General features: G+C 69.6%; 27 protein-coding genes. 17 read left to right on the top strand and 10 right to left on the bottom strand.

Annotation, left to right across the window (positions count from 1 at the left end; translation table 11 throughout):
* Positions 1 to 17 precede the first annotated feature (17 nt).
* Positions 18 to 1073 (top strand): alpha/beta fold hydrolase, encoded by a 1056-nt coding sequence (locus HNP73_RS14445; protein WP_184151060.1) that lies wholly within the window; start codon positions 18 to 20, stop codon positions 1071 to 1073.
* A gap of 40 nt (positions 1074 to 1113) precedes the next feature.
* Here the strand turns inward: HNP73_RS14445 and HNP73_RS14440 are convergent, their stop codons facing one another.
* Complete coding sequence (locus HNP73_RS14440; protein WP_184151057.1) at positions 1114 to 1458, bottom strand: DMT family protein; 345 nt, start codon at positions 1456 to 1458, stop codon at positions 1114 to 1116.
* 240 nt (positions 1459 to 1698) lie between these two features.
* Between HNP73_RS14440 and hemF the strand changes: the two genes are divergently transcribed.
* Complete coding sequence (gene hemF / locus HNP73_RS14435) at positions 1699 to 2583, top strand: oxygen-dependent coproporphyrinogen oxidase (RefSeq protein ID WP_184151054.1); 885 nt, start codon at positions 1699 to 1701, stop codon at positions 2581 to 2583.
* Positions 2584 to 2798: 215 nt separating this feature from the next.
* Here hemF and HNP73_RS14430 read toward each other — a convergent pair whose 3' ends face one another.
* Complete coding sequence (locus tag HNP73_RS14430; protein WP_184151051.1) at positions 2799 to 3701, bottom strand: LysR family transcriptional regulator; 903 nt, start codon at positions 3699 to 3701, stop codon at positions 2799 to 2801.
* 112 nt (positions 3702 to 3813) lie between these two features.
* Between HNP73_RS14430 and HNP73_RS14425 the strand changes: the two genes are divergently transcribed.
* The 4 genes from HNP73_RS14425 (at position 3814) to HNP73_RS14410 (ending at position 6919) form a co-directional block, all read left to right on the top strand.
* Complete coding sequence (locus HNP73_RS14425) at positions 3814 to 4884, top strand: YeiH family protein (RefSeq protein WP_184151048.1); 1071 nt, start codon at positions 3814 to 3816, stop codon at positions 4882 to 4884.
* 103 nt (positions 4885 to 4987) lie between these two features.
* Complete coding sequence (locus tag HNP73_RS14420) at positions 4988 to 5602, top strand: alpha/beta hydrolase (protein WP_246399841.1); 615 nt, start codon at positions 4988 to 4990, stop codon at positions 5600 to 5602.
* Between the two features lie 76 nt (positions 5603 to 5678).
* Entirely contained in the window at positions 5679 to 5984 is a 306-nt protein-coding gene (locus HNP73_RS14415) for a GNAT family N-acetyltransferase (protein ID WP_184151044.1), read from the top strand.
* Positions 5981 to 6919 carry a pirin family protein gene (locus HNP73_RS14410; protein WP_184151041.1) on the top strand — a complete coding sequence of 313 codons (939 nt, stop codon included), beginning with the start codon at positions 5981 to 5983 and terminating at the stop codon, positions 6917 to 6919. The genes HNP73_RS14415 and HNP73_RS14410 overlap by 4 nt, the downstream gene beginning before the upstream one ends.
* Positions 6920 to 6925: 6 nt before the next feature.
* On the opposite strand, the gene folK is transcribed toward HNP73_RS14410, so the two are convergent.
* Positions 6926 to 7480, bottom strand: a complete 555-nt coding sequence (folK, locus tag HNP73_RS14405) for a 2-amino-4-hydroxy-6-hydroxymethyldihydropteridine diphosphokinase (protein WP_343063318.1) — start codon at positions 7478 to 7480, stop codon at positions 6926 to 6928.
* A 124-nt stretch (positions 7481 to 7604) separates the two neighbouring features.
* On the opposite strand from folK, the gene HNP73_RS14400 reads away from it, so the two are divergent.
* Genes HNP73_RS14400 through HNP73_RS23930 form a run of 3 tightly spaced genes read left to right on the top strand, consistent with a single transcriptional unit; the run spans position 7605 to position 10945 of the window.
* Positions 7605 to 8177, top strand: a complete 573-nt coding sequence (locus HNP73_RS14400) for a LabA-like NYN domain-containing protein (protein WP_184151035.1) — start codon at positions 7605 to 7607, stop codon at positions 8175 to 8177.
* A gap of 40 nt (positions 8178 to 8217) precedes the next feature.
* Entirely contained in the window at positions 8218 to 8427 is a 210-nt protein-coding gene (locus HNP73_RS14395; protein WP_184151032.1) for a hypothetical protein, read from the top strand.
* A complete protein-coding gene (locus HNP73_RS23930) occupies positions 8420 to 10945 on the top strand; it encodes an HWE histidine kinase domain-containing protein (RefSeq protein WP_184151029.1) in 2526 nt (841 codons plus the stop codon). The genes HNP73_RS14395 and HNP73_RS23930 overlap by 8 nt, the downstream gene beginning before the upstream one ends.
* Before the next feature lie 13 nt (positions 10946 to 10958).
* Here HNP73_RS23930 and HNP73_RS14385 read toward each other — a convergent pair whose 3' ends face one another.
* The 3 genes from HNP73_RS14385 to HNP73_RS23925 form a co-directional block, all read right to left on the bottom strand.
* Positions 10959 to 12074 (bottom strand): THUMP domain-containing class I SAM-dependent RNA methyltransferase, encoded by a 1116-nt coding sequence (locus HNP73_RS14385; protein WP_184151026.1) that lies wholly within the window; start codon positions 12072 to 12074, stop codon positions 10959 to 10961.
* Between the two features lie 32 nt (positions 12075 to 12106).
* Complete coding sequence (locus HNP73_RS14380) at positions 12107 to 12649, bottom strand: DUF1697 domain-containing protein (RefSeq protein WP_184151023.1); 543 nt, start codon at positions 12647 to 12649, stop codon at positions 12107 to 12109.
* Between the two features lie 61 nt (positions 12650 to 12710).
* A complete protein-coding gene (locus tag HNP73_RS23925; RefSeq protein ID WP_343063317.1) occupies positions 12711 to 14318 on the bottom strand; it encodes a cation:proton antiporter domain-containing protein in 1608 nt (535 codons plus the stop codon).
* A gap of 325 nt (positions 14319 to 14643) precedes the next feature.
* Here HNP73_RS23925 and HNP73_RS14370 point away from each other — a divergent pair, with 325 nt between their 5' ends.
* The 8 genes from HNP73_RS14370 (at position 14644) to HNP73_RS14335 (ending at position 21483) form a co-directional block, all read left to right on the top strand.
* Entirely contained in the window at positions 14644 to 15516 is an 873-nt protein-coding gene (locus tag HNP73_RS14370; RefSeq protein ID WP_184151020.1) for a DMT family transporter, read from the top strand.
* Positions 15517 to 15586: 70 nt separating this feature from the next.
* On the top strand, positions 15587 to 16459 hold the full coding sequence (locus HNP73_RS14365; protein ID WP_184151017.1) for a glucose 1-dehydrogenase: 873 nt from the start codon (positions 15587 to 15589) through the stop codon (positions 16457 to 16459).
* 186 nt (positions 16460 to 16645) lie between these two features.
* Positions 16646 to 17764 (top strand): iron-containing alcohol dehydrogenase, encoded by a 1119-nt coding sequence (locus HNP73_RS14360; protein ID WP_184151015.1) that lies wholly within the window; start codon positions 16646 to 16648, stop codon positions 17762 to 17764.
* A gap of 14 nt (positions 17765 to 17778) precedes the next feature.
* The gene (locus tag HNP73_RS14355) at positions 17779 to 18537 is read left to right on the top strand and encodes an SDR family NAD(P)-dependent oxidoreductase (RefSeq protein WP_184151012.1); all 759 of its coding nucleotides are present in this window, start codon (positions 17779 to 17781) and stop codon (positions 18535 to 18537) included.
* A gap of 142 nt (positions 18538 to 18679) precedes the next feature.
* Positions 18680 to 20236 carry a S8 family serine peptidase gene (locus HNP73_RS14350; protein WP_184151009.1) on the top strand — a complete coding sequence of 519 codons (1557 nt, stop codon included), beginning with the start codon at positions 18680 to 18682 and terminating at the stop codon, positions 20234 to 20236.
* Positions 20237 to 20245: 9 nt separating this feature from the next.
* Positions 20246 to 20572 (top strand): hypothetical protein, encoded by a 327-nt coding sequence (locus HNP73_RS14345; RefSeq protein ID WP_184151006.1) that lies wholly within the window; start codon positions 20246 to 20248, stop codon positions 20570 to 20572.
* A gap of 106 nt (positions 20573 to 20678) precedes the next feature.
* Complete coding sequence (locus HNP73_RS14340; protein WP_184151003.1) at positions 20679 to 21173, top strand: hypothetical protein; 495 nt, start codon at positions 20679 to 20681, stop codon at positions 21171 to 21173.
* A gap of 115 nt (positions 21174 to 21288) precedes the next feature.
* Positions 21289 to 21483 (top strand): hypothetical protein, encoded by a 195-nt coding sequence (locus HNP73_RS14335; protein ID WP_184151000.1) that lies wholly within the window; start codon positions 21289 to 21291, stop codon positions 21481 to 21483.
* A gap of 143 nt (positions 21484 to 21626) precedes the next feature.
* On the opposite strand, the gene HNP73_RS14330 is transcribed toward HNP73_RS14335, so the two are convergent.
* The 4 genes from HNP73_RS14330 to fabI are packed head-to-tail and all read right to left on the bottom strand — an operon-like array spanning position 21627 to position 24132.
* On the bottom strand, positions 21627 to 22142 hold the full coding sequence (locus tag HNP73_RS14330) for a DUF2127 domain-containing protein (protein ID WP_184150997.1): 516 nt from the start codon (positions 22140 to 22142) through the stop codon (positions 21627 to 21629).
* Positions 22143 to 22173: 31 nt separating this feature from the next.
* Positions 22174 to 22680, bottom strand: coding sequence for a xanthine phosphoribosyltransferase (gene gpt, locus HNP73_RS14325; protein ID WP_184150994.1), 507 nt, complete (start codon positions 22678 to 22680; stop codon positions 22174 to 22176).
* 10 nt (positions 22681 to 22690) lie between these two features.
* Positions 22691 to 23305, bottom strand: coding sequence for a LysE family transporter (locus tag HNP73_RS14320; RefSeq protein WP_184150991.1), 615 nt, complete (start codon positions 23303 to 23305; stop codon positions 22691 to 22693).
* A complete protein-coding gene (gene fabI / locus HNP73_RS14315) occupies positions 23302 to 24132 on the bottom strand; it encodes an enoyl-ACP reductase FabI (RefSeq protein ID WP_184150988.1) in 831 nt (276 codons plus the stop codon). The genes HNP73_RS14320 and fabI overlap by 4 nt, the downstream gene beginning before the upstream one ends.
* Between the last annotated feature and the right edge of the window lie 11 nt (positions 24133 to 24143).

The following is a 24143-nucleotide window of genomic DNA, read 5'->3' as shown; positions in this document are numbered from 1 at the left end:
AAAGGAGGAAACCTCACATGACCGACCACGAGACCTTCGAGCTCGGAGACATCGTTCTCCAGTCAGGACTGACGCTTCGCGGAGCGCAGCTCGCGTACAAGACCTATGGCACGCTGAACGCCGCCAAGGACAACGTGATCGTCTTTCCCACGTGGTACTCGGCGAACCACAAGGACAACGAGTGGATGATCGGCGAGGATACGGCGATCGATCCGAGCAAGTATTTCATCATCATCCCGAACGCGCTCGGCAACGGCGTGTCGACCTCGCCGAGCAACACGTCCGAACCCTACGACCGGGCGCGCTTCCCGAACGTCACCGTCTACGACAACGTGCAGCTTCAGCATCGACTGGTGACCGAGAAGTTCGGCATTCAGAAGATCCGCCTCGTCACCGGCTGGTCGATGGGCGCGGCGCAGTCCTTCCAGTGGGGCGCGTCCTTCCCCGACATGGTCGAGCGCATCGTGCCGTTCATGGGCGCCGCCCGCTGCTCGCGGCACAACTTCGTCTTCCTCGAAGGGGTGAAGGCGGCCCTGACGGCGGACGGCGCCTTCAAGGACGGCTGGTACGACGAGCCGCCGCGCCGGGGCCTGCGCGCCGCCGCGCGGGTCTATGCCGGCTGGGGCTTCTCGCAGACGTTCTACCGCAAGAAGCTCGACCTCGCGACGATCGAGCGGCCGTTTGGCGGCAAGCCGGCCGACGTGCCGTGGGGCTATTCATCGCTCGAGGATTTCCTCGTCTACTTCTGGGAGGGCTTCTTCCTGCCCAAGGACGCGAACGACCTGCTGGCGATGATCTGGACCTGGCAGAACGCCGACATCTCCGCCGATCCGCAGTACGGCGGCGACTTCGACAAGGCGCTTGCCGGCATCAAGGCCGATGCCATCGTCATCCCCGGATCGAGCGATCTCTACTTCCCGCCGGCGGACAGCGAATACGAGGTTGCCCATATGCCGAACGCGGAGCTGCGCGTCTGTGAAACCGACTGGGGCCACTTCGGCGGCGATCCGCGCGGAACGAGCCCGGACATCAAGATGATCGACGACGCGCTGCGCGAGATCCTCGCCCGCTGACCGGTCGCCGGCCGGCGAGCCCGACGCTCGCCGGCCGGTGCTACCACTTGAAGATCAGCGCCGCGCCGCAGGCGATGAGCGCGAACCCCGCCGCGTGGTTCCAGCCGAGCGGCTCCTTCAGCCAGAGGACCGAGAACCCGGCGAAGACCGCGAGGGTGATCACCTCCTGCATCGTCTTGAGCTGGGCGGCGGAATAGACCGTGTGGCCAATCCGGTTCGCCGGCACCGCCAGCCAGTACTCGAAGAACGCGATGCTCCACGAGACGATGACCGCGATCCAGAGCGGCGACGTCGCGTAGCGCAGGTGGCCGTACCAGGCGAACGTCATGAAGACGTTCGAGGCGATCAGCAGGACGATGGGCAGAACATAGGGAGAGATCGGCATCGGTGTGCGGGGTCTCGCTGAGGGGGGTGTCGGCCGCCCTGGGCCGCATCGTCCGGACGCTAGCCGAGAGCATGTGGCAAGGCGATGGCCACCGTCGCGGCATCGCGCATTTCCGCCGCGTCGTGGCCCCGGCGCTTCAGCCGGCGGTCTGCTGAAACCGGCCCGCACTGCTGGACAACGACCGCCGATGACACTTAAGCCGTGCGGGACAGTGAATTTCCACGGGAAGCGGTGATCGGAATGGCAGCGATCGGCGAGGCCGAGAAGGCGCGGGCGGCGTTCTGGTTCGAGGAACTGCGCGACCGGATCTGCGCGGCCTTCGAGGCGATCGAGGACGCCCGGACGGAGGGACCGTTCTCAGACCTGCCGGCGGGGCGCTTCGAGCGCAAGGCGACCACGCGGGACGGTGGCAAGGGCGGCGGCGGCGTCATGTCGGTGATGCGCGGTGGCCGGGTGTTCGAGAAGGTCGGGGTGAACATCTCGACCGTCTACGGCGAACTCGCGGAGCCCGCACAGCGCAGCCTGACCGCGCGCAAGGAAATCCCCGGCCTCAGCGGGGATCCGCGGTTCTGGGCCTCAGGCATCAGCCTCGTCGCGCACATGCGCTCGCCCCGGGCACCGGCGGTGCACATGAACACCCGGATGTTCTGGACGCCCGGCGCCGCCTGGTTCGGCGGCGGCGCCGATCTCAACCCGATGATCGAGATCCCCGAGGACACCGCGGATTTCCACGCCGCCATGCGCGGCGCCTGCGATGCGCACGACGCGGCCTACTACCCGCGGTACAAGGCGTGGGCGGACGAGTACTTCTTCATCCGCCACCGTGGCGTGGCGCGCGGCGTCGGCGGCATCTTCTACGACGACCTCGCCACCGGTGACTGGGAGGCGGATTTCGCCTTCACGCAGGACGTGGGCCGGGCATTCCTGAAGGTATTCCCCGAGCTCACCCGGCGGCGGATGGGCGAGGCGTGGACGGATGCCGAGCGCGAGATCCAGCTGGTGAAGCGCGGCTTCTACGCCGAGTTCAACCTGATCTACGACCGTGGGACGAAGTTCGGCCTCGAAACCGGCCACAACGTCGAGGCGGTGCTGATGTCGCTCCCGCCCGAGGCCAAGTGGCCCTGAGCGGGGGCGCGTCACGTTGGTCCCGGATCGGAGGCGCGTACCCGGGCCCCGACGGGTCCGGGCACGCAGCAGCCATACGCAGCGGGATTGAACCCGCCGAAAACAGACTCGAGAAACCTGCTGCTTTCCGACCCTGCTTCTGGCCAACGCGACGCCGGGCCAAGGTGAGGCGGAAAGCTTAAGGCGCGGTTAGCGGGGTCTGCGCCGCTCGCCCGTCACGTCTTCTCGCCCGTCACGTCTTTCAGCACGCCCTCGCCCGCGAGGAGCTCGACCAGCGCATCGGCGGCGCGCGGGCTGTAGCGCTCCTTGTGCCGGAGCGCGTGAAACGGCCGCGGGCCGAGGTCGAACGGCAACGCATGGAGCGTGCCGGCGGCAAGCGCCGGGCCCACCACGAGCGAGGAGAGCGCGGCAATCCCCGCCCCGGCCTCGACGGCCGTGCGCACGCTTTCGTTCGACGGCATGACGAGCGCGTCGAGCGCGTCAGGGTCGAGCCCGAGCGCTTCGAGCACCGCGTCGATCGTCGATCGGGTGCCAGACCCGGGCTCGCGCCGCACCCATCGCACCGCCGCGAGCCAGCGGGCGTCGATCGGCCGCGCATCCCACGGCAGCGACTGCACGAGGATCAGCCGATCCGCCCCCACCGGCCAGTGGGCGAGCACAGGATCATCGACCACACCCTCGACGATCCCGAGATCCGCCTCGCCGTCGCGGACCTTCGCCGCCGCCTGCTCGGTGTTGCCAAGCGCCAGGTCGAGCTCGATCCCGGGATAGAGCCGGTGATAGCGCGCGAGGATCGGCGGCAGCCAGTAAGCGGCAGTCGTCTGGCTCGCCACCACCCGCAGCGTCCCGCGCCGCAGGCTCCCGAGATCGTCGAGCGCCCGTTCCGCCGCCTCGGCGCGCGCGAGCACCTGTCGCGCTTCGCCGAGAAACAGCCGGCCCGCGTCGGTCAGCACGATCCCGCGCCCGACCCGGTGGAACAGCCGGACATCGTGGCGCGACTCGAGCGCCGCCACGGCCGCCGAGACCGCCGACTGGGTGAGATTGAGGGCACGGGCGGCCGCGGTCACGTGCTGCCGCTCCGCCACCGCCACGAAGATCCGGAGCTGGTCGAGTGTCATTGCCGGCCATCCTGCCACATTCGTTCGGATCAGTCGATTGAAACCATCGAAACGTTCGGTTGGATGGAACATACCGCAGCGCGGTAGAGACGGCTTCGAAAGGATACCCCCCATGAAGCTCGCCCTCCCCCGCCGCACCGAAACCTTCACCGAAACCTTCGGCCCCCTCCTGCCCGGCCTCGGCCTCGCGCTTGCCGTGACCGCCGTCGCCTACGGGCTCGAGACAGTGGAGACAGCGCTCTTCGGCCGAGCCTGGCTCGAGGCGCTGGTCCTCGCGATCCTGCTCGGGACGCTGGTGCGGAGCCTGCTTCTGACCGGGCCGCGCTGGCGGGCGGGCGCGAGCTTCGCGGCGAAGTATCCGCTCGAGGTCGCCGTGGTGATGCTCGGCGCCTCGCTCGGCATCGGGACGGTGCTCGCCGCCGGACCGGCGCTGCTCGCCGGTATCGCCGGGGTTGTCGTCGTGGCGATCATCGTCAGCTTCCTGATCGGGCGCTGCCTCCGGCTTCCGCCGCGAATGGCGCTGCTCGTGGCCTGCGGCAACTCGATCTGCGGCAACTCGGCGATTGCCGCGGTCGCGCCGGTGATCGACGCCGACGGCGAGGACGTGGCAGCGGCGATTGCCTTCACCGCGGTTCTCGGCATCGTGGTGGTGCTCGGCCTGCCGATCCTCGGGATCGCGCTCGGGATGAACCCGCTCGCCTACGGCGCCTTCGCCGGGCTGACCGTCTACGCCGTGCCGCAGGTCATCGCCGCGGCGGCGCCCCTCGGCGCCGTGGCGGTGCAGATGGGCACGCTGGTGAAGCTCGTCCGTGTCTCGCTGCTCGGGCCGGTCTGCCTCGCCCTCGCGATGCTCGCCCCGCGTCTCGGCGGCCGCCCCGGCGCGCCCGCCACCGACACGGCTCGGCGCCCGAGCCTCGGGCAGGTGATGCCGTGGTTCGTGCTCGGCTTTCTCGCGCTGGTGCTCTGCCGCTCCGCCGGTCTCATCCCCGACGCGGCCCTGCCCGAGATCGGCCGGATCGCCACCTTCCTGACGGTGCTCGCCATGGCCGGCCTCGGCCTCGGAACCGACGTTCGAGCCCTCGCGCGGGCCGGCGGCCGGGTGACGGCGGCGGTCGTTCTCTCCCTCGCCGGGCTCGCCGCAGTCAGCCTCGCGCTCCTCGCCGCGCTCGGCCTCACCGCCTGATCTGTAGCGGATCCGTCAACACACCGTCTAACGCTTGCTCGGTTTGTATCCGGTCTGATCGGCTCTATGTTGCGTGACAACAATCACTCAACGAGACGGGGCCATGACGACCAAGAGCGCCGACGCAGCCGAGAGCTACATCTACCACGCCGAGGGCCTTGCCGAAGGACGCCATCTGGCCTTCGTTTTCCACGGCACGGGGGGCACCGAAACGCAGTTCGTTCCGCTCATGCGGGAACTCCGGCCCGGTGCCGCCATCGTCGCCCCGCGCGGCGACGTGAACGAGGGTGGCGCCCTCCGCTTCTTCCGCCGCCTCGGGATGGGGCGCTACGACATGGCGGATCTCGCCACGCGAACCGAGGCGATGGCCGCGTTCGTCGAGGCGCACGTGGCGGCCGCGAAGCCGTCGGAGGTGATCGGCCTTGGCTATTCCAACGGCGCGAACATCCTCGCGAGCCTGATCTTCGCCCGGCCGAAGCTCTTCACCAAGGCGGTGCTCATGCACCCCTACATCCCGTGGACGCCCGCGCCGGAAGCGGTGACGACCGAGATCCTGATCACCGCCGGTGAGCGCGATCCGATCTGCCCGCCCCAGGCGACCCGGGATCTCGACAGCTGGTTCCGCGCGCAGGGCACCCCGGTCGAGACCGCATGGGAGCCCGGCGGCCACGAGATCAGCCGGGGCGAGATCTCGGCGATCGCGCAGTTCCTGCGTTGACCCCACGCACGGCGCGCCGGACCGGGCGCGCCGGCCCGACACGCATGAAGCCCCACACGCATGAAGGAGGAGAGCCATGGCGATCGATCCGAGCGACATCACCTTTGAGGACAACGGCTCCAAGGGCCGCTACGTCTACCGCGCCGATGGTGCGGAGGCGGAAATGACCTTCACCCGCGCCGGCGAAAGTCTCATCATCATCGACCACACCGAAGTGCCTGACGCCTTCCGGGGCCAGGGCGTCGGCGCGGCTCTGGTGGCAAGGGGCGTGGCAGACTTTCGCGCCGCCGGCGTGAAGGTGCTGCCGCTCTGCCCGTTCGCCGCGGCACAGTTTCGTCGGCACCCGGAGTGGGCCGATCTTTTGCAGGGAGGCAACTCGTGAGCTGGAATCCGACACTCGATCCGACCTGCCCCGACGCGGAGTCGGTCGACTCGATCGAGACTCTCATCGTGCCGCGTGCCCGTGATCTCGGCGGCTTCGAGGTGCGCCGGGCGCTGCCCGCACCGAAGCGCCAGATGGTCGGGCCGTTCATCTTCTTCGACCAGATGGGCCCGGCGGAGTTCCTGACCGGTCAGGGCATCGACGTGCGGCCGCATCCGCACATCGGGCTTGCGACCGTCACCTACCTCTTCCGCGGCGAGTTCCAGCATCGCGACAGCCTCGGCTCGAACCAGATGATCTATCCCGGCGCGGTCAACTGGATGATCGCCGGACAGGGTGTCACGCACTCGGAGCGCACCAGCGCCGAGACCCGCCAGCATCCGAGTTCGCTCTTCGGCATCCAGACGTGGGTGGCGCTGCCGGAACGCTCCGAGGACGACGGGGCGTCGTTCGAGCACGTTGGCAAGGAAGCCCTGCCCTACCTCGATGCCGAGGGGGTGAAGGCCCGGCTGATCCTCGGAACCGCGTGGGGCGAGCGGGCGCCGGTGAAGACCTTCACCGACATGTTCTATACCGACGTCGAGCTTGCCCCCGGCGCCAAGGTGCCGCTGCCGGACGGGCACGAGGACCGCGGGCTCTACGTGGTGTCGGGCAGCGTGATCGTCGCAGGCCAGACTTTCGAGTCCATGCAGATGATGACGTTCCGCCCCGGCGACCGGCTGTCGGTGACCGCCGGACCGGCGGGCGCGCGGATCATGCTGCTTGGCGGCGAGACGCTCGGCGGACCGCGCTACATCTGGTGGAACTTCGTCGCCTCCTCGAAGGAGCGCATCGAGGCGGCCAAGGAAGCGTGGCGTCAGGGGGACTGGGCACACGGGCGCTTCCAGCTGCCGCCGGGGGACGACTCCGAGTTCATCCCGCTGCCCGATCGCTGAGCCGCGTCAGTCGAGCGGAACCACCTCGGCCCGGACATCGGGCGGAAGCGCGGCCGCAAGGTCGCGCACCGTCCGCCCGAGCAGCGGGTGGCGCCACTCCGGCGCCACGTCCGCGAGCGGCACCAGCACGAACGCCCGCTCGTGCAGGCGCGGGTGCGGCAGGAGCAGCCGGGGAGGCACCTCGCGCTGCGCGTCGCCGACCCGGTCCATCCACGCCCGCACCGTCGCCGCGTCCGGGATGACCGCCGAACTACTCGCAATAAGATCAAGATCGCAGACGCGCGCCCCCCAGCGCTCTGCCCTCTCGCGCCCCAGCCGTGCCTCAACGCGATGCAGCGCCGCGAGCACATCCTCAGGCCCTGCTTCGGCCTCGATCGCGGCCGCGCCATTGACGTAGTCCGGCCCTGAACCTGGTGGCCAGGCCGGTGTCCGGTACCATCTGCTGCGGCGAATGACCCGCATGTCCTCGGCGCCAAGTTCCCTGAGCGCAAGTTCCAGAGTCTCACGAGATGATCGGTTGTCGATCGGCAGATTTGCGCCTATCGCTATCAGATAGTCCAACGTCAACTTTTCCCCCTAGGGCTTCCCCGTCGCACCGCTGCACCGTATAACGCGAACAATCCACTCAAGGGAGCCGCTTGGCCCTTGAGCCCCCCACGTTCTTCCTCTGGAGGATTTACAAGCAATGTTTTACCGCGACGAACGGCTTGCCCTGTTCATCGACGGTGCCAACCTCTACGCTGCAGCACGCGCGCTCGGGTTCGACATCGACTATAAATTGCTTCGCACCGAGTTCATGCGCCGTGGCAAGCTGTTACGGGCATTCTACTACACCGCGCTGCTCGAGACCGAAGAGTATTCCCCGATCCGTCCGCTTGTCGACTGGCTGAACTACAACGGCTTCGCGATGGTGACGAAGCCGGCCAAGGAGTTCACGGACTCGGCGGGCCGACGCAAGGTCAAGGGGAACATGGACATCGAACTTGCAGTCGATGCCATGGAAATGGCACCGCATGTGGACCACATCGTGCTGTTCTCCGGCGACGGCGACTTCCGCCCGCTGGTTGAATCGCTTCAACGTCAAGGTGTGCGAGTGTCGGTTGTCTCGACGATCCGCAGCTCGCCTCCGATGATTGCGGACGAGTTGCGCCGCCAGTGCGACAACTTCATTGAACTCGATGAACTGCGCGAAGTGATCGGCCGGCCGCCCCGTGGCGAGCCGGTGCAGAACGTGGTCACGGCTGACGAGGAGGACTGAGCGGCGCCTCGCTTCGCGCCCGCCAGCAGGGAACGAGACCATGCCCCCCTCGAACCGACGCCATCAGCTGCGCAACCATACCGCGAACTCTCACGCGGCTCTCGACGAGACTGTCGGCCTCCTCGACAGTCTCGCCGGCTATCGGCGCTATCTGCGCGGGGTGGCGGCAGCGGAAGCCGCGTTCGCCGCCGCCCGGGGTGCCTTCGCCGAACTGGACGCCGGGGCGCGAGACGTCGCCGTCCGTGGCTGAGCCGGTCGATCTCACGAACTGCGACCGCGAACCGATCCACGTCCCCGGTGCGATCCAGCCCCACGGCTGCCTCATCGCCTGCGACGCGACCGCAGGCCAGATCGGCCGCGTCTCGGCCAACGCCGCGGCGATGCTCGGCGCCGCCGGGCCGCTCGTCGGCCAGCGGCTCGAGGACGTGATCGGCAATCAGGCGGCGCACGACATCCGCAACGCCCTGACCAGTGTCATGGAAGACGGCCGGGCGGCCCTCGTCCCCGGTCTCGCCACCCGTGGTGGCAGCTTCGACGTGGCGGCCCATCGCCTCGCGGGCACGTCGATCATCGAGTTCGAGCCGCCGGGAGCGCATCCGCACCCACTGCACCGCGCCCGCGAACTCATCGGCCGGGTCAACGGCCTCGGGGACGTCGACCTCCTGATCTCGCGGGGCGCGCGGCTCGTCCACGCGGTGCTCGGCTACGACCGGGTGATGATCTACCGCTTCGAGCCTGACGGCTCGGGCAAGGTGGTGGGCGAAACGCGGCGGCCGGGGCTCGAGAGCTTCCTCGGCCAGTACTTCCCGGCCAGCGACATCCCGCATCAGGCCCGCGAGCTCTACCTGCGCAACACCCTGCGCATCGTCTCCGACACCGAAAACCCGAGGATCGCGATCACGCCGGAGTTCGACGCGGCCGGAGAGCCGCTCGACCTCTCCTTCGCGCACCTGAGAAGCGTCTCGCCGATCCATTGCGAATACCTGCGCAACATGGGGGTGGCCGCCTCCATGTCGATCTCGATCGTCGTCGACGGCCGTCTCTGGGGCCTCATCGCCTGCCACCACGGTTCGTCGCGCGTCCTGCCCATGGCCGAGCGGGTGGCGGCGGAGCTCTTCGGTCAGTACTTCTCGCTCCAGCTCCAGACGCTCATCCAGAAGCGCAGCCTCGACTCCGCGACCGAGGCACGCCGGACGCTCGACCGCTTCCTGGGCCGCGCGTCGCAACAGCCGGACATCGACACGCTGCTGCGCGACAACCTTGGCGAGCTGCGGCGGCTGATGCCTTGCGACGGCGTCGGGCTCTGGATGAACGGGCGCTGGAGCGGGCTCGGCTCGACGCCGCCTCCGGAGGCAATCCCGGCCCTCGCCCGCCACGTCGAGGCGAACGCCGATGGCAGGGTCTGGGCGAGCCACCGACTTCCGCACGAGCATCCCGCCGCGGGAGCCTACCATGCCGAGGCCTCCGGCGTGCTGGCGATCCCGCTGTCGCAGGTGCCACGCGACTATTTCTTTTTCTTCCGCAAGGAGTTGGTCGAGACGCTGAACTGGGGCGGCGACCCGAGGAAAGCCCCGACTCCCGGCCCGACCGGCGATCGACTGACGCCGCGGAAGAGCTTCATGGTCTGGAAGGAGACCGTCGACCGGCAGGCCCGGCCGTGGACCGAGGCCGATCGCGAGATCGCCGAGGCGACTCGCGCCGCGGCGGTCGAGATCGTGCTTCGCCACAGCGAGGCGATGGTGGAGGAGCGCGGGAGGTCCGAGTTCCGTCAGCGGATGCTGAACGAGGAACTGAACCACCGGGTGAAGAACATCCTCGCCGTCATCAAGTCGCTGGTCGCCCGGCCAGCCACGGCGGGGCGCTCGGTCGAGGACTACGTGGCATCGCTCGCGGGTCGGATCCAGGCGCTCGCCCACGCCCACGATCAGGTCGCGCGCGGCGACGGTGGCGGCACGCTCAGCGACCTCCTCACGGCCGAACTCGGCCCCTACCGTGGTCAGGGCGCGGCAGTGACGCTCGACGGCCCGCCGCTCTGGCTCGAGACCCGGGCATTCTCGGTGATGGCGCTCATGCTGCACGAGCTGGCGACGAATGCCGCGAAGTACGGCGCGCTCTCGGTCCCCGCCGGCAGCGTCCAGATCGCATGGCGCGTGACCGACGCAGGCGCCGCCGAATTCGTCTGGCGCGAGCGCGGCGGTCCCGAGGTGATCCCGCCGCGCCGCCCGGGGTTCGGCAGCGCCCTTATCCAGCGCAGCATCCCGTTCGACCTCGGCGGCGAAAGCCGGGTCGACTATCGCGCAGAGGGCCTCGAAGCCCACTTCCTCCTGCCCGCGCGCCACGTCTCGGCGGCAACAGCGCCCCGGCACGACTGGTCGCCGGGAGCCACGGTGCCCGAGAGAGCGGCGCAGATGCCGTCCGGGCTCGATATCCTGCTCCTCGAAGACCAGCTGCTGATCGCGGTCGATGTGGAGGACATGCTCGCCGGGCTCGGCGCGCGCCGGGTGCGGACCGCCTCGACGCTCGACGAGGCCCGCCGCAGCGTTGCCGTGAGCCAGCCGGACGTCGCGGTGCTCGACGTGAACCTCGGGCAGGGCACCTCGATGCCACTCGCGCGGGAGCTGATCGCGGCGGGCATCCCGTTCATCTTCGCCACCGGCTATGGCGACGAGGCGCTGATTGCCGCGGGCTTCACCGCGCCGGTCATCCGCAAGCCCTTCGATGCGGCGATCCTCGCCCGAGCGATCGCCGCTGCGCTCGGCAAGCCCTGACCCCGCGAGGCGGTCAGGGCAGAGGTCCGGTCCGGTGCAGCCCGATCTTCAGCCCGCCGTGCGGCACTGACGGCAGCGGCGGCAGGAACGGCAGGCCGGTGGCGCGGGCCAGCGCCGGCTCGCTCGTCACGATCCCGACCCGCCAGCCGGAGAAGCCCGCGCGCAGCACCTTGCCGAGCGTGCCATAGAGCCCGCGCAACAACTCCCGCTCGCCGATCCGCCCGCCATAGGGCGGATTGACCATGACGAGCCCCTTCGGCCCCTCCGGCGCCACCAGATCGGAGATCGCCTGCCGCCGGAAGTCGATGACGCCCTCGACCCCGGCACGCCCGGCGTTCGCCTCGGCCATGCGGATCGCGCCGGCGTCACGGTCGGCGCCGAGAAAGCGCAAGGGCGGCGCGGGCGGCGCCGCTTGCGTGCGCATCCGCTCCCAGACGGCGGCATCGAAGGTCGCGAGGCTCTCGAACGCAAAGCTCCGCGTCCGCCCGGGCAGCAGCCCGAGCCCGATCTCGGCCGCCTCGATCAGAAACGTCCCCGAGCCGCACATGGGATCGACCACCGGCTCGGTCCCGGCATAGCCGCACTGGCGCAGGAAGAGCGCCGCCAGCGTCTCGCGCATCGGAGCCTTGCCGACCGCAACCTTGTGGCCGCGCTTGTGCAGCGACTCGCCCGAGGTATCCACGCTGATCGTGCAGAGATCATCGTCGAGCCGGACCTTCACCACCACCATGGCATCGTCGCTGACCGGGGCGCCCAGCGTCTCGGCGATGGCGCGCGACACCCGTTCGGCGGCGGCACCGGCATGATAGATCCGCGACCGGGTCGAGCTCGCCTCCACCCGCACGGGCACGTCCGGCCGCAGCGTCTCGCCCCAGGGGAAGCGGCGCGCGCGCTTGTCGAGCTGTGCCAGATGCATCGCCCGGAACGCGCCGATCCGCGCCAGCACCCGGGTGGCGCCGCGAAGTTCCAGGTTCGCGCGCCAGACCTCGGGCCAGCCGCCGGTGATGCGCACTCCGCCCGGGCCCGGTTCGGCCGGCGCGAAGCCGCGGCTGCGCGCCTCCTCGGCCAGCACCGGCTCGAGACCGGGCGGCGCGACGAGAAGGATATCGAGGGAACCGGGGCTTTCCATGCCTTGCCTCTTAGCCGCCGCGAACGCCGCGGTCAGCCCCGAAGCAGCGCGTCGACCTTCCGGACGGTGTTCCAGTTGCGAAACGTGCCCACGCCGCCGGTCCGCGCCGGGGTGAGGGCGGCCGCGAGCTTCGAGTTTCCCTGCCCATGCGGAAACAGGCCCCAGAGATCGCCGTCGACCACCCGAAGCTCCTCACCCGGCACCCGGTAGCGGTCAAACGCCGTCTCGGCGCCGCCGGCAAGCGGCACGCGCATCACCCGCACCGCGACGCAGGACGGCATGCTGGCCGCCGCCTCGGGAAACGGGCAGCCGGCCACGAGGCGGGGCCACGCATCGCCGCGCCGGACGATGATCGGGATCGCCTTGCCGAACCGCGCCGCGAACCCCGGCTCAAGCCGCGCCTCGACCTCGCGCGGATCCTCCGTCTCCGCGTCGAGGATCAGGTTCCCGCTCGCGAGCAGCGTCTGCGGCGCGGCGAACCCGAGCTCCGCCGCGAGGGCGCGCAACTCAGCCATGATCACCCGCCGCCCCGGACCGAGGACGATCGAGTAGAGCAGCGCCACGTGCCGCGTCACCTCAGGCGCCCGTCCCGCCAGGCGCCCGTCCCGCCAGCGCCGGCAGCGATGGCGCAGCGGGTCACGGCGCAGGCTCCCCCATCGCGCGGCGGGCCTCGTCATCGGTACGGCGGTTGCCCGGCCAGCCCGGGATGTTGCCGCGGATGAGATCGCGCGCCGCGGTGATGCCGCCGACGAGCTGGCGCTCGAAGCGCTCGGCGTCCCGCTCGCGCACGTCCTGCATGATCTCGGGCACGCGCGCGGGGTCGGCTCCGAGAGTCAGGATCGCCTTCTCGCCAAGCGCCAGCGCCGCCTCGAAGGTATCGCGCACCTCGAAATCCACCCCCGCCGCCTCCAGCGCCAGCGCCGACTGCCGGTCGTAGGCGCGCGACAGCACTGGCACCATCGGGAACTCGGCCTTGACGAGCTCGACGATGCGGAGCTGCGTTTCGGGCTCTTCGACGCAGACCACGATCACCCCCGCCTCCGCCGCCCCCGCCGCCCGCAGGATGTCGAGCCGGGTTCCGTCGCCGTAGTGGACCTTGAAGCCGAACTCCGCCGCCGCCTGGATCATCTCCGGGTCGGTCTCGATCATGCTGATCGAGCAGTCCCGGCCAAGCAGCGGCTGGCTGACGATCTGGCCAACCCGCCCGAAGCCGATGATGAGCGCGCTGCCCTCCAGCCCGTCCGGAACATCGAGCCCTTCGGCCGAGACGACCGTCTGGCGAGTGGCGAAGCGGTCGTGCAGCATGACGAGCAGCGGCGTCAGCGCCATCGACAGGATGATGATTGCCGTGAGGTTGGCGTTCTCCTCCGGCGTGAGCAACCCGACGCCCACCGCCGCGGCGTAGAGCACGAAGGCGAACTCGCCACTCTGGATCATCAGGACCGCCCGTTGCAGCGCCTCGGCCCGGCTGGCGCGCGCCACCCGCGCCACCAGGTAGATGCCAAGCCCCTTCAGGATCATGAAGGCCACCACGCTCGCGAGAATGAGCCAGAGGTTCTTCCAGACCACCGCGAGGTCGAGCGACATGCCGACACTGAGGAAGAACAGCCCGAGCAGGATGCCCCGGAACGGCTCGACGTCGGCTTCGAGCTGATGGCGATAGGTCGACTCCGAGAGCATGACGCCGGCGAGGAACGCCCCCATGGCCATCGAGAGCCCGGCCGACTGCATCAGAAGCGCCGACCCGAGCACGATGAGCAGCGCGGCGGCGGTCATCACCTCCCGCGCCCGAGCATTCGCCAGCACCCGGAACAACGGATCGAGCAGCCAGCGTCCGGCCGCGATCAGCGCCGCGATGGCCGCAAGACCGATGACGACACTCTGGATCCGCTCGGCGAGGGTCACCGCCTCGCCACCACCCGGCGCGAGAAAGGCCACCAGCGCGAGAAGCGGCACGATCGCCAGATCCTCGAGCAGGAGGATCGCGATGATCCGCCGCCCCGGCGCCAGGTTCAGTTCGCCCCGCTCGTCGAGCACCTGCATGACGATCGCCGTCGAGGTCAGCACGAACCCCGTCCCGGAGATCAGCGCCGTTGCCAGCGGATAGCCGAGCGTGATCCCGACGGTCCAGAGCATCAGCATGCAGAGCCCGACCTGCGCGAGGCCGAGCCCGAAGATCTCGCCCCGCATCGACCAGAGCCGCGACGGCCGCATCTCGAGGCCGATGATGAAGAGAAAGAGCACGACGCCAGCTCGGCCACATGGAGCATCGTCTGCGGGTCCGAGAAGAGCCCGAGCCCGAACGGTCCGATGGCGAGGCCGGCGGCAAGGTAGCCCAGCACCGAGCCGAGGCCGAGCCGCCTGAAGAGCGGCACACCCACGACGCCGGCCGCGAGCAGCACCACGATGCTGACCAGATCTGGGCCATGGGCGGCCACTTCCGCAGCTTGAGAGACGTCGGCCATCGGAATCGTTTCCTGACGAGTACGGGCCGAGGCGATGTTAGGCAGGTGCGTGCCACCGGGCAACGCCCCTTCCGTCCCGCGACCGGGCAGGCTACCGATGCACCATGCAACAGGTGAATTACACCAAGGCCGGCCTCTGGATGCTCGGCGCCATCTTCTCCTTCGTCCTGATGGCGATCTCCGGCCGTGCGATTCAGGTCGAGATGAACACCTTCGAGCTCATGCTCTACCGCTCGACGGTCGGCTTTCTCATCGTCCTCGTGGCTCTGGCCGCAAGTCCGAAGGGCTTCGCGCAGATTCGCACCAGCCGCTTCGACCTCCACCTGAAGCGCAACATCTTCCACTACACCGGCCAGAATCTCTGGTTCTTCGCGCTGATGCTGGTCCCGCTCAGCCAGCTCGTGGCGCTCGAGTTCACCAACCCGATCTGGGTCGCCCTCCTCGCGCCGTTCCTGCTCGGCGAGCACCTGACCCGGGCGCGGATCTTCGGCGCAATCCTCGGCTTCATCGGCGTTCTCGTCGTCGCGCAGCCGGGCAGCTCGCCCCTCGAGATCGGCCACGCGGCGGCGCTCGCATCGGCGATCTGCTTCGCGCTCAACACCATCTTCACCAAGCGGATCATGGCGCACGACAGCGTGCTCTGCGTGACGTTCTGGATGACGCTGATCCAGGCGCTGCTCAGCCTCGGCCTGTCGGCGCCGGGCGGCATCCCGCTGCCCTCGCTCGCGGTGATGCCGTGGATCTTCATCGTCGGGCTCACCGGCCTCACTGCGCACTACGCGCTGACCTCGGCGCTCACCTATGCGCCGGCAACGATCGTCGCCCCCATGGAATTCCTGCGCCTGCCGCTCATCACCGCGGTTGGCGCCCTGCTCTACGGCGAGGAACTGCGCGTCGCGGTCTTCGTCGGTGCCGCGATCATCATCGCCGGCAACCTCGTGAACATGCGGACGGGCAAGCCGCGCATCCCCGCCTGAGACGGCTGGAACGAAGGGCACGGGAAGCGGTTTTCACTCCAAGCCCCGAGTGAGTTCCAAAGGACACGTGATGCCCCCCGATCCGACGACGCTGCACCCGAGCCCGCCGCAGCCCGAGCAGCAGCAGGAGATGCCCGGCGAGACCGCCGCGATGGTGCCGCCCCCCGATCACGGCGAAGAAAGTTACCGCGGCAACGGGCGGCTGACCGGGCGCGTCGCGCTCATCACCGGCAGCGACAGCGGCATCGGCCGCGCCGTCGCCATCGCCTTCGCCCGGGAAGGCGCCGACGTCGTCATCTCCTACCTGGAGGAGGACGCCGACGCACAGGAAACCGCGGCGTGGGTCGAGGCGGCCGGACGCCAGGCCCTGCTCCTGCCCGGCGACGTGGGCGATGCCGACCACTGCCGCGCCCTCATCAACCGCTCGGTGCAGGCGTTTGGACGCCTCGACATCCTCGTCAACAACGCCGCCCATCAGGCGACCATCGACCGGATCGAGGAGATTGACGACGAGGAATGGCGCCGCACGATGCGCACCAACCTCGACGCGATGTTCTACCTCTCGAAGGCCGCGGTGCAGGTGATGCAGCCGGGCGCGGTGATCATCAACACGTCCTCGATCCAGTCCAAGTCTCCCTCGCCCGGACTTCTCGCCTACGCCACGACCAAGGGGGCGATCTCGAACTTCACCGCCGGGCTCGCAGCGATGCTCGGGCCGCGCGGGATCCGGGTGAATGCCGTCGCTCCGGGTCCGATCTGGACCCCGCTCATTCCCTCGACGATGCCGGAGGAAAAGGTACGGGAGTTCGGCGGCGACACCTCCCTCGGACGGCCGGGCCAGCCGGCCGAACTCGCCGGCGCCTACGTGCTGCTCGCCTCCGACGAAGGCAGCTACATGACCGGCGCCGTCATCCCCGTCACCGGCGGCCGGCCGATGCTCTGAGGCGCTTCCGGCAATCGCGCGCCTCTCATCCGCTTCGGTGACCTTGACATTCCGCGCCTGAGCCGCAGCATCGGGCGACAGCCGGACGCGGAGGCAATCCGCGCGTTCCGAAGGGAGATCCATGCTCACCGCACCCCGTACCGCGCCCGCATTCCGCGCGCCGACCACCTGCCGCGTGGCCTGACCATGGCCCGCATCGTCTATCTCACCACCATCGACTTCGGCCCGGGCGAAGTCTCGGCCCTCACCGCCGCCTGTGCCGAGCTTTCCATCCGCCGGCCTCTTCTCGTCTCCGACCAGGGGCTCGCGGCCGCCGGGCTGATCGAGCGGGTGCGACCGCTGATGCCCGCCGCCGCGGTCTTCCTCGACACGCCGACAAACCCGACCGAGACGGCGGTCAACGCCGCGCTCGAGGTCTATCGGCGCGAGGACTGCGACGGCATCGTGGCGCTCGGCGGCGGCTCGCCCATCGACCTCGCGAAGGGCGTGGCCCTCCTCGCGACGCACGAGGCACCGCTCGAACACTACGCCGCCATCCTCGGCGGGATCGACCGCATCGGCCCGGTGGCGCCGGTCATCGCCATCCCGACCACCTCGGGTACCGGCGCCGAGGTCGGCCGCGCCGCCCTCCTCAGCCTCGACGACGGCCGGAAGCTCGGCTTCATCAGCCCGCACCTCATCCCGAAGCGGGCGATCTGCGACCCCGAACTCACCCTCGGCCTGCCGGGCTGGCTGACCGCCGCCACCGGGCTCGACGCCCTCTCGCACTGCATCGAGACGTTCCTTTCGCCGCGCCTGAACCCGCCCGCCGAGGCGATCGCCCTCGACGGGGCCGGGCGGATCTGGCGCAATCTCGAGACGGCGGTGGAAAGCCCCGCCGACCTGCCGGCGCGCACCGACCTCATGATGGGCGCGCTGGAGGGTGGCCTGTCGTTCCAGAAGGGCCTCGGCGCGGTGCACTCCCTCAGCCACGCCCTCGGCAGCCTCGGCGATCTGAAGCTGCACCACGGCACCCTCAATGCCCTGCTCCTGCCGCCGGTGCTCCGGTTCAATGCGCCGGTCGTCGGCCAGAAGCTCGCCCGGCTGGCCGCCGCCATGGGGCTCGCCGCCGATACCGATCTCGCCGAAGCGGTGGCCGCGCTCAACCAGCGCCTCGGCCTGCCGGTTGGTCTCGCGGCAATTGGTGTGACGCCCGACCGCCTCGATCTGGTGATCGAGCGCGCGCTGGCCGATCACAGCCACGCCACCAACCCGCGCGAGGCGAGCGCGTCGGACTACCGCCGCCTGCTTGCCGAAGCCATGTGACAGGACGAGACACGATGCCCGCCACCTACCCCGACCTTCGTGACCGCACCGTCATCGTCACCGGCGGCGCTTCCGGCATCGGCGCGGCGATCGTCGCCGCCTTCGCGGCACAGGGCGCGCGCGTCGGCTTTCTCGACTTCGACATCGAGGCGGGCGCGGCCCTCGCCGACCGCCTCGCGGGCGAAGACGCCACCGTCCGGTTCGAGCCGGTCGACCTGCGCGACATCCCGGCATTGCGTGCGGCGATCGCGTCCGTCCGCGAGGCATTCGGGCCGGTCGGCACGCTCGTCAACAATGCCGCGCGCGACGACCGGCACCCGACCGAAGACGTTGAACCCGACTATTTCGACGAACGCATCGCCACGAACTTCCGCCACCACTTCTTCGCCTCGCAGGCCGTACTTCCCGACATGATCGGACTTGGCGGCGGCGCGATCATCAGCCTCTCGTCGATCGTGCCGCTGGCCGGGATCGGCGGGATGCCCGTCTATTCCGCCTCGAAGTCGGCCGTGGTCGGCCTCGTGCGCTCGCTGGCGCGCGACTATGGCCAGCACAACATCCGGGTGAACGCGATCGCGCCCGGCTGGATCATGACCGAGCGACAGAAGACGCTCTGGCTCACCCCCGAGGCCGACGCCACGCGCGCCGAGCGCCAATGCCTCGCGCGCCGCCTCGTGCCCGAGGACATCGCCCGGCCGGCGGTCTTTCTCGCCTCCGAAGACGCCTCCGCGATCACCGGCCAGACCGTCGTGATTGACGGTGGCTGGGTCTGACGTCCGGGCACCCGACGACAGGACTCCCGAGAGACCCGGACTTCTGCTAGGCTTGGACCCGCGCCCCATTTGCGGTGCCGATTGAGCCCAAGTCTTTTTTCCCGTGCTGTTTTCGTGGCACCAGTGTCGAGGTCCCTATCCGATGGCAGGCAAGAACCGCCGGAGTCCCGCTCCCTCGCCGTCTCCGTTGCCGAAGATGGTGTTCGCGCAGGCCTCGCCGCACTCGCTGGGCGGCCGGTCGCTGTTCGAGGCCGACGGCCGGCTCGACGCCTCGAACGTCGATGACTTCCGCTCCGAGGCGAAGATCTGCGACCGCGCCATCGAGGACCTCCGGCGCGCGGGCTTTACCATCCTGCGCGCGCATCCCGACCGGATCACCATCAACTTCGCCGGGCCGCCCCGGCTCTTCGCCGATGCCTTCGGCGCGCCGATCGTCACCGAGGAACGCGAGGTCATCAAGCCCGGACAGGTCCACACCACCGCGACCTTCCTCGACTGCCGCAACACCGAGCGCCGCGGCCTCGTCGCGACCCGGCGCGGCCGTTTCGCCCAGGCGCTCGAAGGCGTCGCGCTCGAGGCACCGCGCTTCCTCATGGGCAAGCCCAACCCCGTGCCGCCGGCGGTGGACTACTGGCACCTCGACGTGCCGGACGGCGTCGCCGTCGCGAGCCGCGCCACCCATGCGCATCGCGCCGGCATCACCGGACGCGGCATCCGCATTGCCATGGTCGACACCGGCCACGAGGCCCATCCCTTCTTCACCCGCCACGGCTTCCGCGTGGCACCGGTCGTCCTCGGCCCCGGCGCCACCGAGCCCTCGCGTGACACCGACGGCCACGGCACCTCCGAGAGCGCCAACATCTTCGCTCTCGCGCCCGACGCGGAGCTCGTGCCGGTCAAGGCGTCGATGGTGAACACCGCCGCCGCCTTCAACGTGGCGGTGAGCCTCAACCCGCACATCATCTCGCTCAGCTGGGGCGGCAACCTGAAGCCACCCGCGACGCTCGAAGCCCCGGACTTCGCGCTCGCCGCTGCTGTCTCCGCCGCGGTACAGGCCGGGATCGTCGTCGTCGTCTCGGCCGGCAACGGCGAGTTCGGCTTTCCCGGCATGCACCCGGACGTGATCTCGGCGGGCGGCGTCTTCATGGGGCAGGACGGCCGGCTCCGCGCATCGGACTACGCGAGCGGCTTCAACGCCGGCTACGTCTATCCCGGGCGCCACGTCCCGGACCTCTGCGGCCTCGTCGGGATGCTGCCGAAGGCCGCCTACATCATGCTGCCGATGCCAAAGGGCTGCCGCATCGACGACGTCCGTGCCGGCGGGCGGCACCCCCATGCCGACGAGACCACCGGCCATGACGGCTGGGCTGCGATCAGCGGCACCTCGGCGGCCGCGCCCCAGCTCGCCGGCGCCGCCGCACTGGTGCTGCAGGCCTGCCCGAGCCTGACGCCGCATGAGGTCCGCTCGATCCTCGTCGGCACGGCGCGAGACGTGAAACGCGGACGCTGCCACCCGAACCAGTCCAACAGGGCGCGCACCGGGCACGATCTCGCGACCGGCGCCGGGCTGATCGACGCGGGCCGCGCGGTAATGGCGGCAAAACTTCGCGGCCTCGGCGCGCCCGGCGTGCAGCCACTCACCCCAGAAGAGGCCGGTCGGCTCGCAGACCTTCTGACCGGACCGCAGCGGCAAGGATAGGCAAGCCCCATGCCCCCAGAACTTCCCGACATCGTCTCCGCACAGGTGCTGGTGGCCGGCAACGGTGATCAGGGCCGCGTGGAGCGCGTGCGCGTCGCCTGGCGCCACGCCGGCTTCGAGACCGGGCCAGCGGTCGGCGGCTCCTTCTCGGTGGCCGCCGGCCCCGCCCGCTTTGAGGCACTCGTCGGCCGGCGCCTCGAACTCGATCGCGAGGGCGGTGTCCTCGCCGGGGGTGAGCGGGCGCTGCCGCTCTCCCGCCTGCCGGATGCGCTGCGCGACGGCGTCTCGCTCGTCAGCTTCGGCCGCCCCCCGAGCTTCGGCCCCCGGAGACGGTAGCCCGGGGCGGAGTTGTGCCGCCGACGGCGGGATCCCGACGCGAGCCGTCGCACGGACTACCGCGCCCGGCGCTCAGCGGCTATCGTCGCGCGCAAGAGGAGGACTTATGCCGCGCAACACCCCGATGCCCGTCTCCGCCGTCGGTCCCCGTGCCGATCGCCTGCGCCGGCCAGTTGCTGCCCGATGGCTCCGCCGGCTGGCGCTCTGCGCCCTGCTCGCCCTGCCGGCCGGCTGCTCCTGGGTCGGCCTGCCGAGCCCGGCGATGCCTGGCTCCGGCAACGAGGGGATGGAAGAGCTGCTGCGCGACCGCGTCTGGCTCGACGAGTCCCCCGGCGTGGCTCCCGGCACCCTGCGGGCGTTCCTCTCCGACGGCACGCTCCTGATGACGAGCTGCGTCGAGACCTACCGGCTGGCGCCCTGGCGCTGGGTCTCCGACGCGCGCATCGTCTGGGAAGAGGACGGCGTCAACATCAATGCCGAGGTGGTCGTCGTCAGTGACGAGACCCTCGGCCTCGCCATCGACCTCGCCGACGGCACCACCCAGACCCACACCTTCAAGGCTGCCCGCTCGCCCGTCGTCTGCGCTGATCTGCCGTACTGAACGCAACACCACGGCGGGCTCGGGCAAGCGCCCCTCAAGCGCGCCGAGCCGCGCCGTCCTCCGGGCGAGTTCCGCAAGGTAGGCCTCATGGCGCGGTCGTTGCAGCCGGAACGCCGTGATCCAGACCCCGATCTCCGCGACCCCGACCTGCCAGACCGCGGGATCGCCCGGCCCGTCCGGCAGGAACAGCGCCAGCATCGGCAGCGAGGCCATCAGCACGGCGATCATCGACACGGCCTCCGGCGCCACCGCCCGCCAGCCGAACTCCGCCGCGGTCTCCGCGTGCAGCCGCTCGAACTTCGCCCGGTAGTCCGCGAGGCACGCCGCCGCCTCAACGTCGCTTGAGCTCCGAAGTCGGGACATTCTGGGCCTTCCGGTCAGCCGTCAGCACGGTCTGATCCATCGCCCGCCTTGCTTAAGAACCCGTTTCAACCCGAAGCTGAAGCAACCGCGTCACGCCACCTTGCGCGCCGGCAGCCGCCGCCACTCACGCCAGATGAGGGCGATGAGAATCGTATCGAAAACGCTGAGCGCCAGCAGCCCGAGCCCGTGGGTCATGTCGAAGCGCCACATCTGGTAGACGACGAACATCGCCGTGACGACGATCGACGTCGGATAGGCCCACCGCTTGCGCAGGAAGAGACCAAGCACCAGCACGAGCTTCACTGCGCCATGCGCGATCAGGTAGATGGCGAAGAAGTGTTCGGCCTGCACCGAGAAGCTCGCGGCCGCATGCAGCAGCGTCGTCACCAGCCAGTCGCCGTGCTGCGCGGGATGCACCGCGTTGATCCGGGCGATGAGCTTCAGGATCGGCGTCGGCCCGATCAGCCAGAGCATGAGCCCCGCGGCCGCCTCAAGCACCGCGAAACCGCCCTTGAGCAGGATCGCCCCCTCGAAGGTCTCATGTGCCAGCCGGTCGAACCGCTCGTGCGTCTCACCGCTGCCATGCGCCACCGCGGGCGTCGCCATCCGACTGGTCGCCGCGGGCTCCGCCATCCGACTAGTCGCCGCGGAACGGCCGCACGTACTGCAGCGCCATGTCCCACGGGAAGAAGATCCAGGTGTCCTGGCTCACCTCGGTGATGTAGGTGTCGACCATCTCCCGGCCATGCGGCTTGGCATAGACCGTCGCGAAATGCGCCTTGGGGTACATCTTGCGCACGACCTCCAGCGTCTTGCCGCTGTCCACGAGATCGTCGATCACGAGGATCCCGGTGCCGTCGCCCATCAGCTTCGGGTCAGGGGCCTTCAGCACCGTCGCCTCGCTGGCCTGCTTCTGCCAGTCGTAGGACTTGACGCTGATCGTATCGACGGTGCGCACGTCGAGTTCACGCGCGATGATCATCGCCGGGGCCATGCCGCCGCGGGTGATGGCGACGATCCCGCGCCACTCCCCGCCCTCGCCCGGACCCCGCTTGTCGAGCCGCCAGGCCAGCGCCCGGCTGTCCCGGTGGATCTGGTCCCAGGAGACGTGAAAGCCCTTTTCATGCGGCAGGCGGTCGTTCATCGGGGGGACCTCAGGTGGCGATGATCTTCACGCCGAGGAACGCGATCAACCCGCCAAACGCCCGGTCGATCACGCCCTTGAGCCGCAAATAGGCGGCACGCGAGCGCTCGAGCGAGAAGATGCGGGCGACGAAGACGTTCCAGAGCGTTTCGTTCAGAAACACGACGGCCAGCAGCGCGGCCTTGACGGCCAGCGGCGTCCCCGGCGGCACGATACCGACGAAGATCGCCGAGAACATGACCGCGGTCTTGGGATTGGCAAGCTGCATCAGCAGACCGTGGCGGAATGCCGCGAACGAGCTGCGCGGCGCACGGGGCGCGCCCGCGTCGACCAGCGGCAGGTCGGCGTTGCGCCAGAGATGCCAGGCGGTCCAGAGCAGATAGGCACAGCCCACGATCTTGAGCCCGACGAGCAGCGTCGGCGCAAGGCTGAAGACGATGGCGAGGCCAAAGAATGCCGCCGCCGCCCAGATGGTGGCACCGATGCCGATGCCGACCGCGAGACAGGCGCCCGCGCGCATCCCTTCCGTCAGGCCGGTGCGCGCGCTCAGCATCACCGCCGGCCCCGGGCTGAGCGCGGCCATCAGTGAGAGAAACGCAATCGCGGCGAAGCCTGCGATCGTCACGGGGCCTCCTTGCGACCCGACACCACGTCGATGTCGGGCGCGTCCTCGGCCTTCATGCCGACCACGTGATAGCCGGCATCGACGTGATGCGTCTCGCCGGTGACGCCGGAGGAAAGATCGGAGAGCAGATAGAGCGCCGACTTGCCGACGTCGGCCTGCGTGACATTGCGCCGCAGCGGCGAATTCAGCTCGTTCCACTTCATGATGTAGCGGAAATCGCCGATGCCCGACGCCGCAAGCGTCTTGATCGGGCCGGCGGAGAGCGAGTTCACCCGGATGCCGCGCGGTCCGAGGTCCATGGCCATGTACTTGACCGACGCCTCGAGCGCGGCCTTCGCCACGCCCATGACGTTGTAGTGCGGCATGACCTTTTCGGCGCCGTAGTAGGTGAGGGTGAGCAGCGAGCCGCCCTCGGGCATGAGCTTCGCCGCCCGCTGCGCCGCGGCGGTGAAGCTGTAGACCGAGATCAGCATGGTCTGCTGGAAGTTCGCCGCCGTCGTCATGTCGGTGTACGAGCCGCGCAGCTCGTTCTTGTCCGAGAAGCCGATGGCGTGGACGAGAAAGTCGAGCTTGCCCCAGCGCTCCGCCACGGTGGCGAAGGTCGCGTCCATCGACGCCTCGTCGCTCACGTCACAGGGAATGACGATGTCGGAGTTGACGCTGGCCGCCAGCGGCTGCACCCGCTTGCCGAGTGCGTCGCCCTGATAGGTGAACCCGAGTTCCGCGCCCGCGTCGTGGCAGGCCTTGGCGATGCCCCAGGCAATGGACTTGTCGTTGGCGACCCCCATGATCAGGCCGCGCTTGCCGCTCATCAGTCCGGTTGCCATCGTCTCTTACC

The organism is Amaricoccus macauensis (assembly GCF_014201905.1).
Classification (GTDB): Bacteria; Pseudomonadota; Alphaproteobacteria; order Rhodobacterales; family Rhodobacteraceae; genus Amaricoccus; species Amaricoccus macauensis.
The sequence above is the reverse complement of the archived record's forward strand: the minus strand, read 5'-3'. Positions and strand labels throughout refer to the sequence as shown.

Coding starts and splice junctions, on each gene's coding strand:
- HNP73_RS14445 (WP_184151060.1), top strand. CDS start 18: ATGACCGACCACGAGACCTTCGAGCTCGGAGACATCGTTCTCCAGTCA.
- HNP73_RS14440 (WP_184151057.1), bottom strand. CDS start 1,458: ATGCCGATCTCTCCCTATGTTCTGCCCATCGTCCTGCTGATCGCCTCG.
- hemF (WP_184151054.1), top strand. CDS start 1,699: ATGGCAGCGATCGGCGAGGCCGAGAAGGCGCGGGCGGCGTTCTGGTTC.
- HNP73_RS14430 (WP_184151051.1), bottom strand. CDS start 3,701: ATGACACTCGACCAGCTCCGGATCTTCGTGGCGGTGGCGGAGCGGCAG.
- HNP73_RS14425 (WP_184151048.1), top strand. CDS start 3,814: ATGAAGCTCGCCCTCCCCCGCCGCACCGAAACCTTCACCGAAACCTTC.
- HNP73_RS14420 (WP_246399841.1), top strand. CDS start 4,988: ATGACGACCAAGAGCGCCGACGCAGCCGAGAGCTACATCTACCACGCC.
- HNP73_RS14415 (WP_184151044.1), top strand. CDS start 5,679: ATGGCGATCGATCCGAGCGACATCACCTTTGAGGACAACGGCTCCAAG.
- HNP73_RS14400 (WP_184151035.1), top strand. CDS start 7,605: ATGTTTTACCGCGACGAACGGCTTGCCCTGTTCATCGACGGTGCCAAC.
- HNP73_RS14395 (WP_184151032.1), top strand. CDS start 8,218: ATGCCCCCCTCGAACCGACGCCATCAGCTGCGCAACCATACCGCGAAC.
- HNP73_RS14385 (WP_184151026.1), bottom strand. CDS start 12,074: ATGGAAAGCCCCGGTTCCCTCGATATCCTTCTCGTCGCGCCGCCCGGT.
- HNP73_RS14370 (WP_184151020.1), top strand. CDS start 14,644: ATGCAACAGGTGAATTACACCAAGGCCGGCCTCTGGATGCTCGGCGCC.
- HNP73_RS14365 (WP_184151017.1), top strand. CDS start 15,587: ATGCCCCCCGATCCGACGACGCTGCACCCGAGCCCGCCGCAGCCCGAG.
- HNP73_RS14360 (WP_184151015.1), top strand. CDS start 16,646: ATGGCCCGCATCGTCTATCTCACCACCATCGACTTCGGCCCGGGCGAA.
- HNP73_RS14355 (WP_184151012.1), top strand. CDS start 17,779: ATGCCCGCCACCTACCCCGACCTTCGTGACCGCACCGTCATCGTCACC.
- HNP73_RS14350 (WP_184151009.1), top strand. CDS start 18,680: ATGGCAGGCAAGAACCGCCGGAGTCCCGCTCCCTCGCCGTCTCCGTTG.
- HNP73_RS14345 (WP_184151006.1), top strand. CDS start 20,246: ATGCCCCCAGAACTTCCCGACATCGTCTCCGCACAGGTGCTGGTGGCC.
- HNP73_RS14340 (WP_184151003.1), top strand. CDS start 20,679: ATGCCGCGCAACACCCCGATGCCCGTCTCCGCCGTCGGTCCCCGTGCC.
- HNP73_RS14330 (WP_184150997.1), bottom strand. CDS start 22,142: ATGGCGACGCCCGCGGTGGCGCATGGCAGCGGTGAGACGCACGAGCGG.
- gpt (WP_184150994.1), bottom strand. CDS start 22,680: ATGAACGACCGCCTGCCGCATGAAAAGGGCTTTCACGTCTCCTGGGAC.
- fabI (WP_184150988.1), bottom strand. CDS start 24,132: ATGGCAACCGGACTGATGAGCGGCAAGCGCGGCCTGATCATGGGGGTC.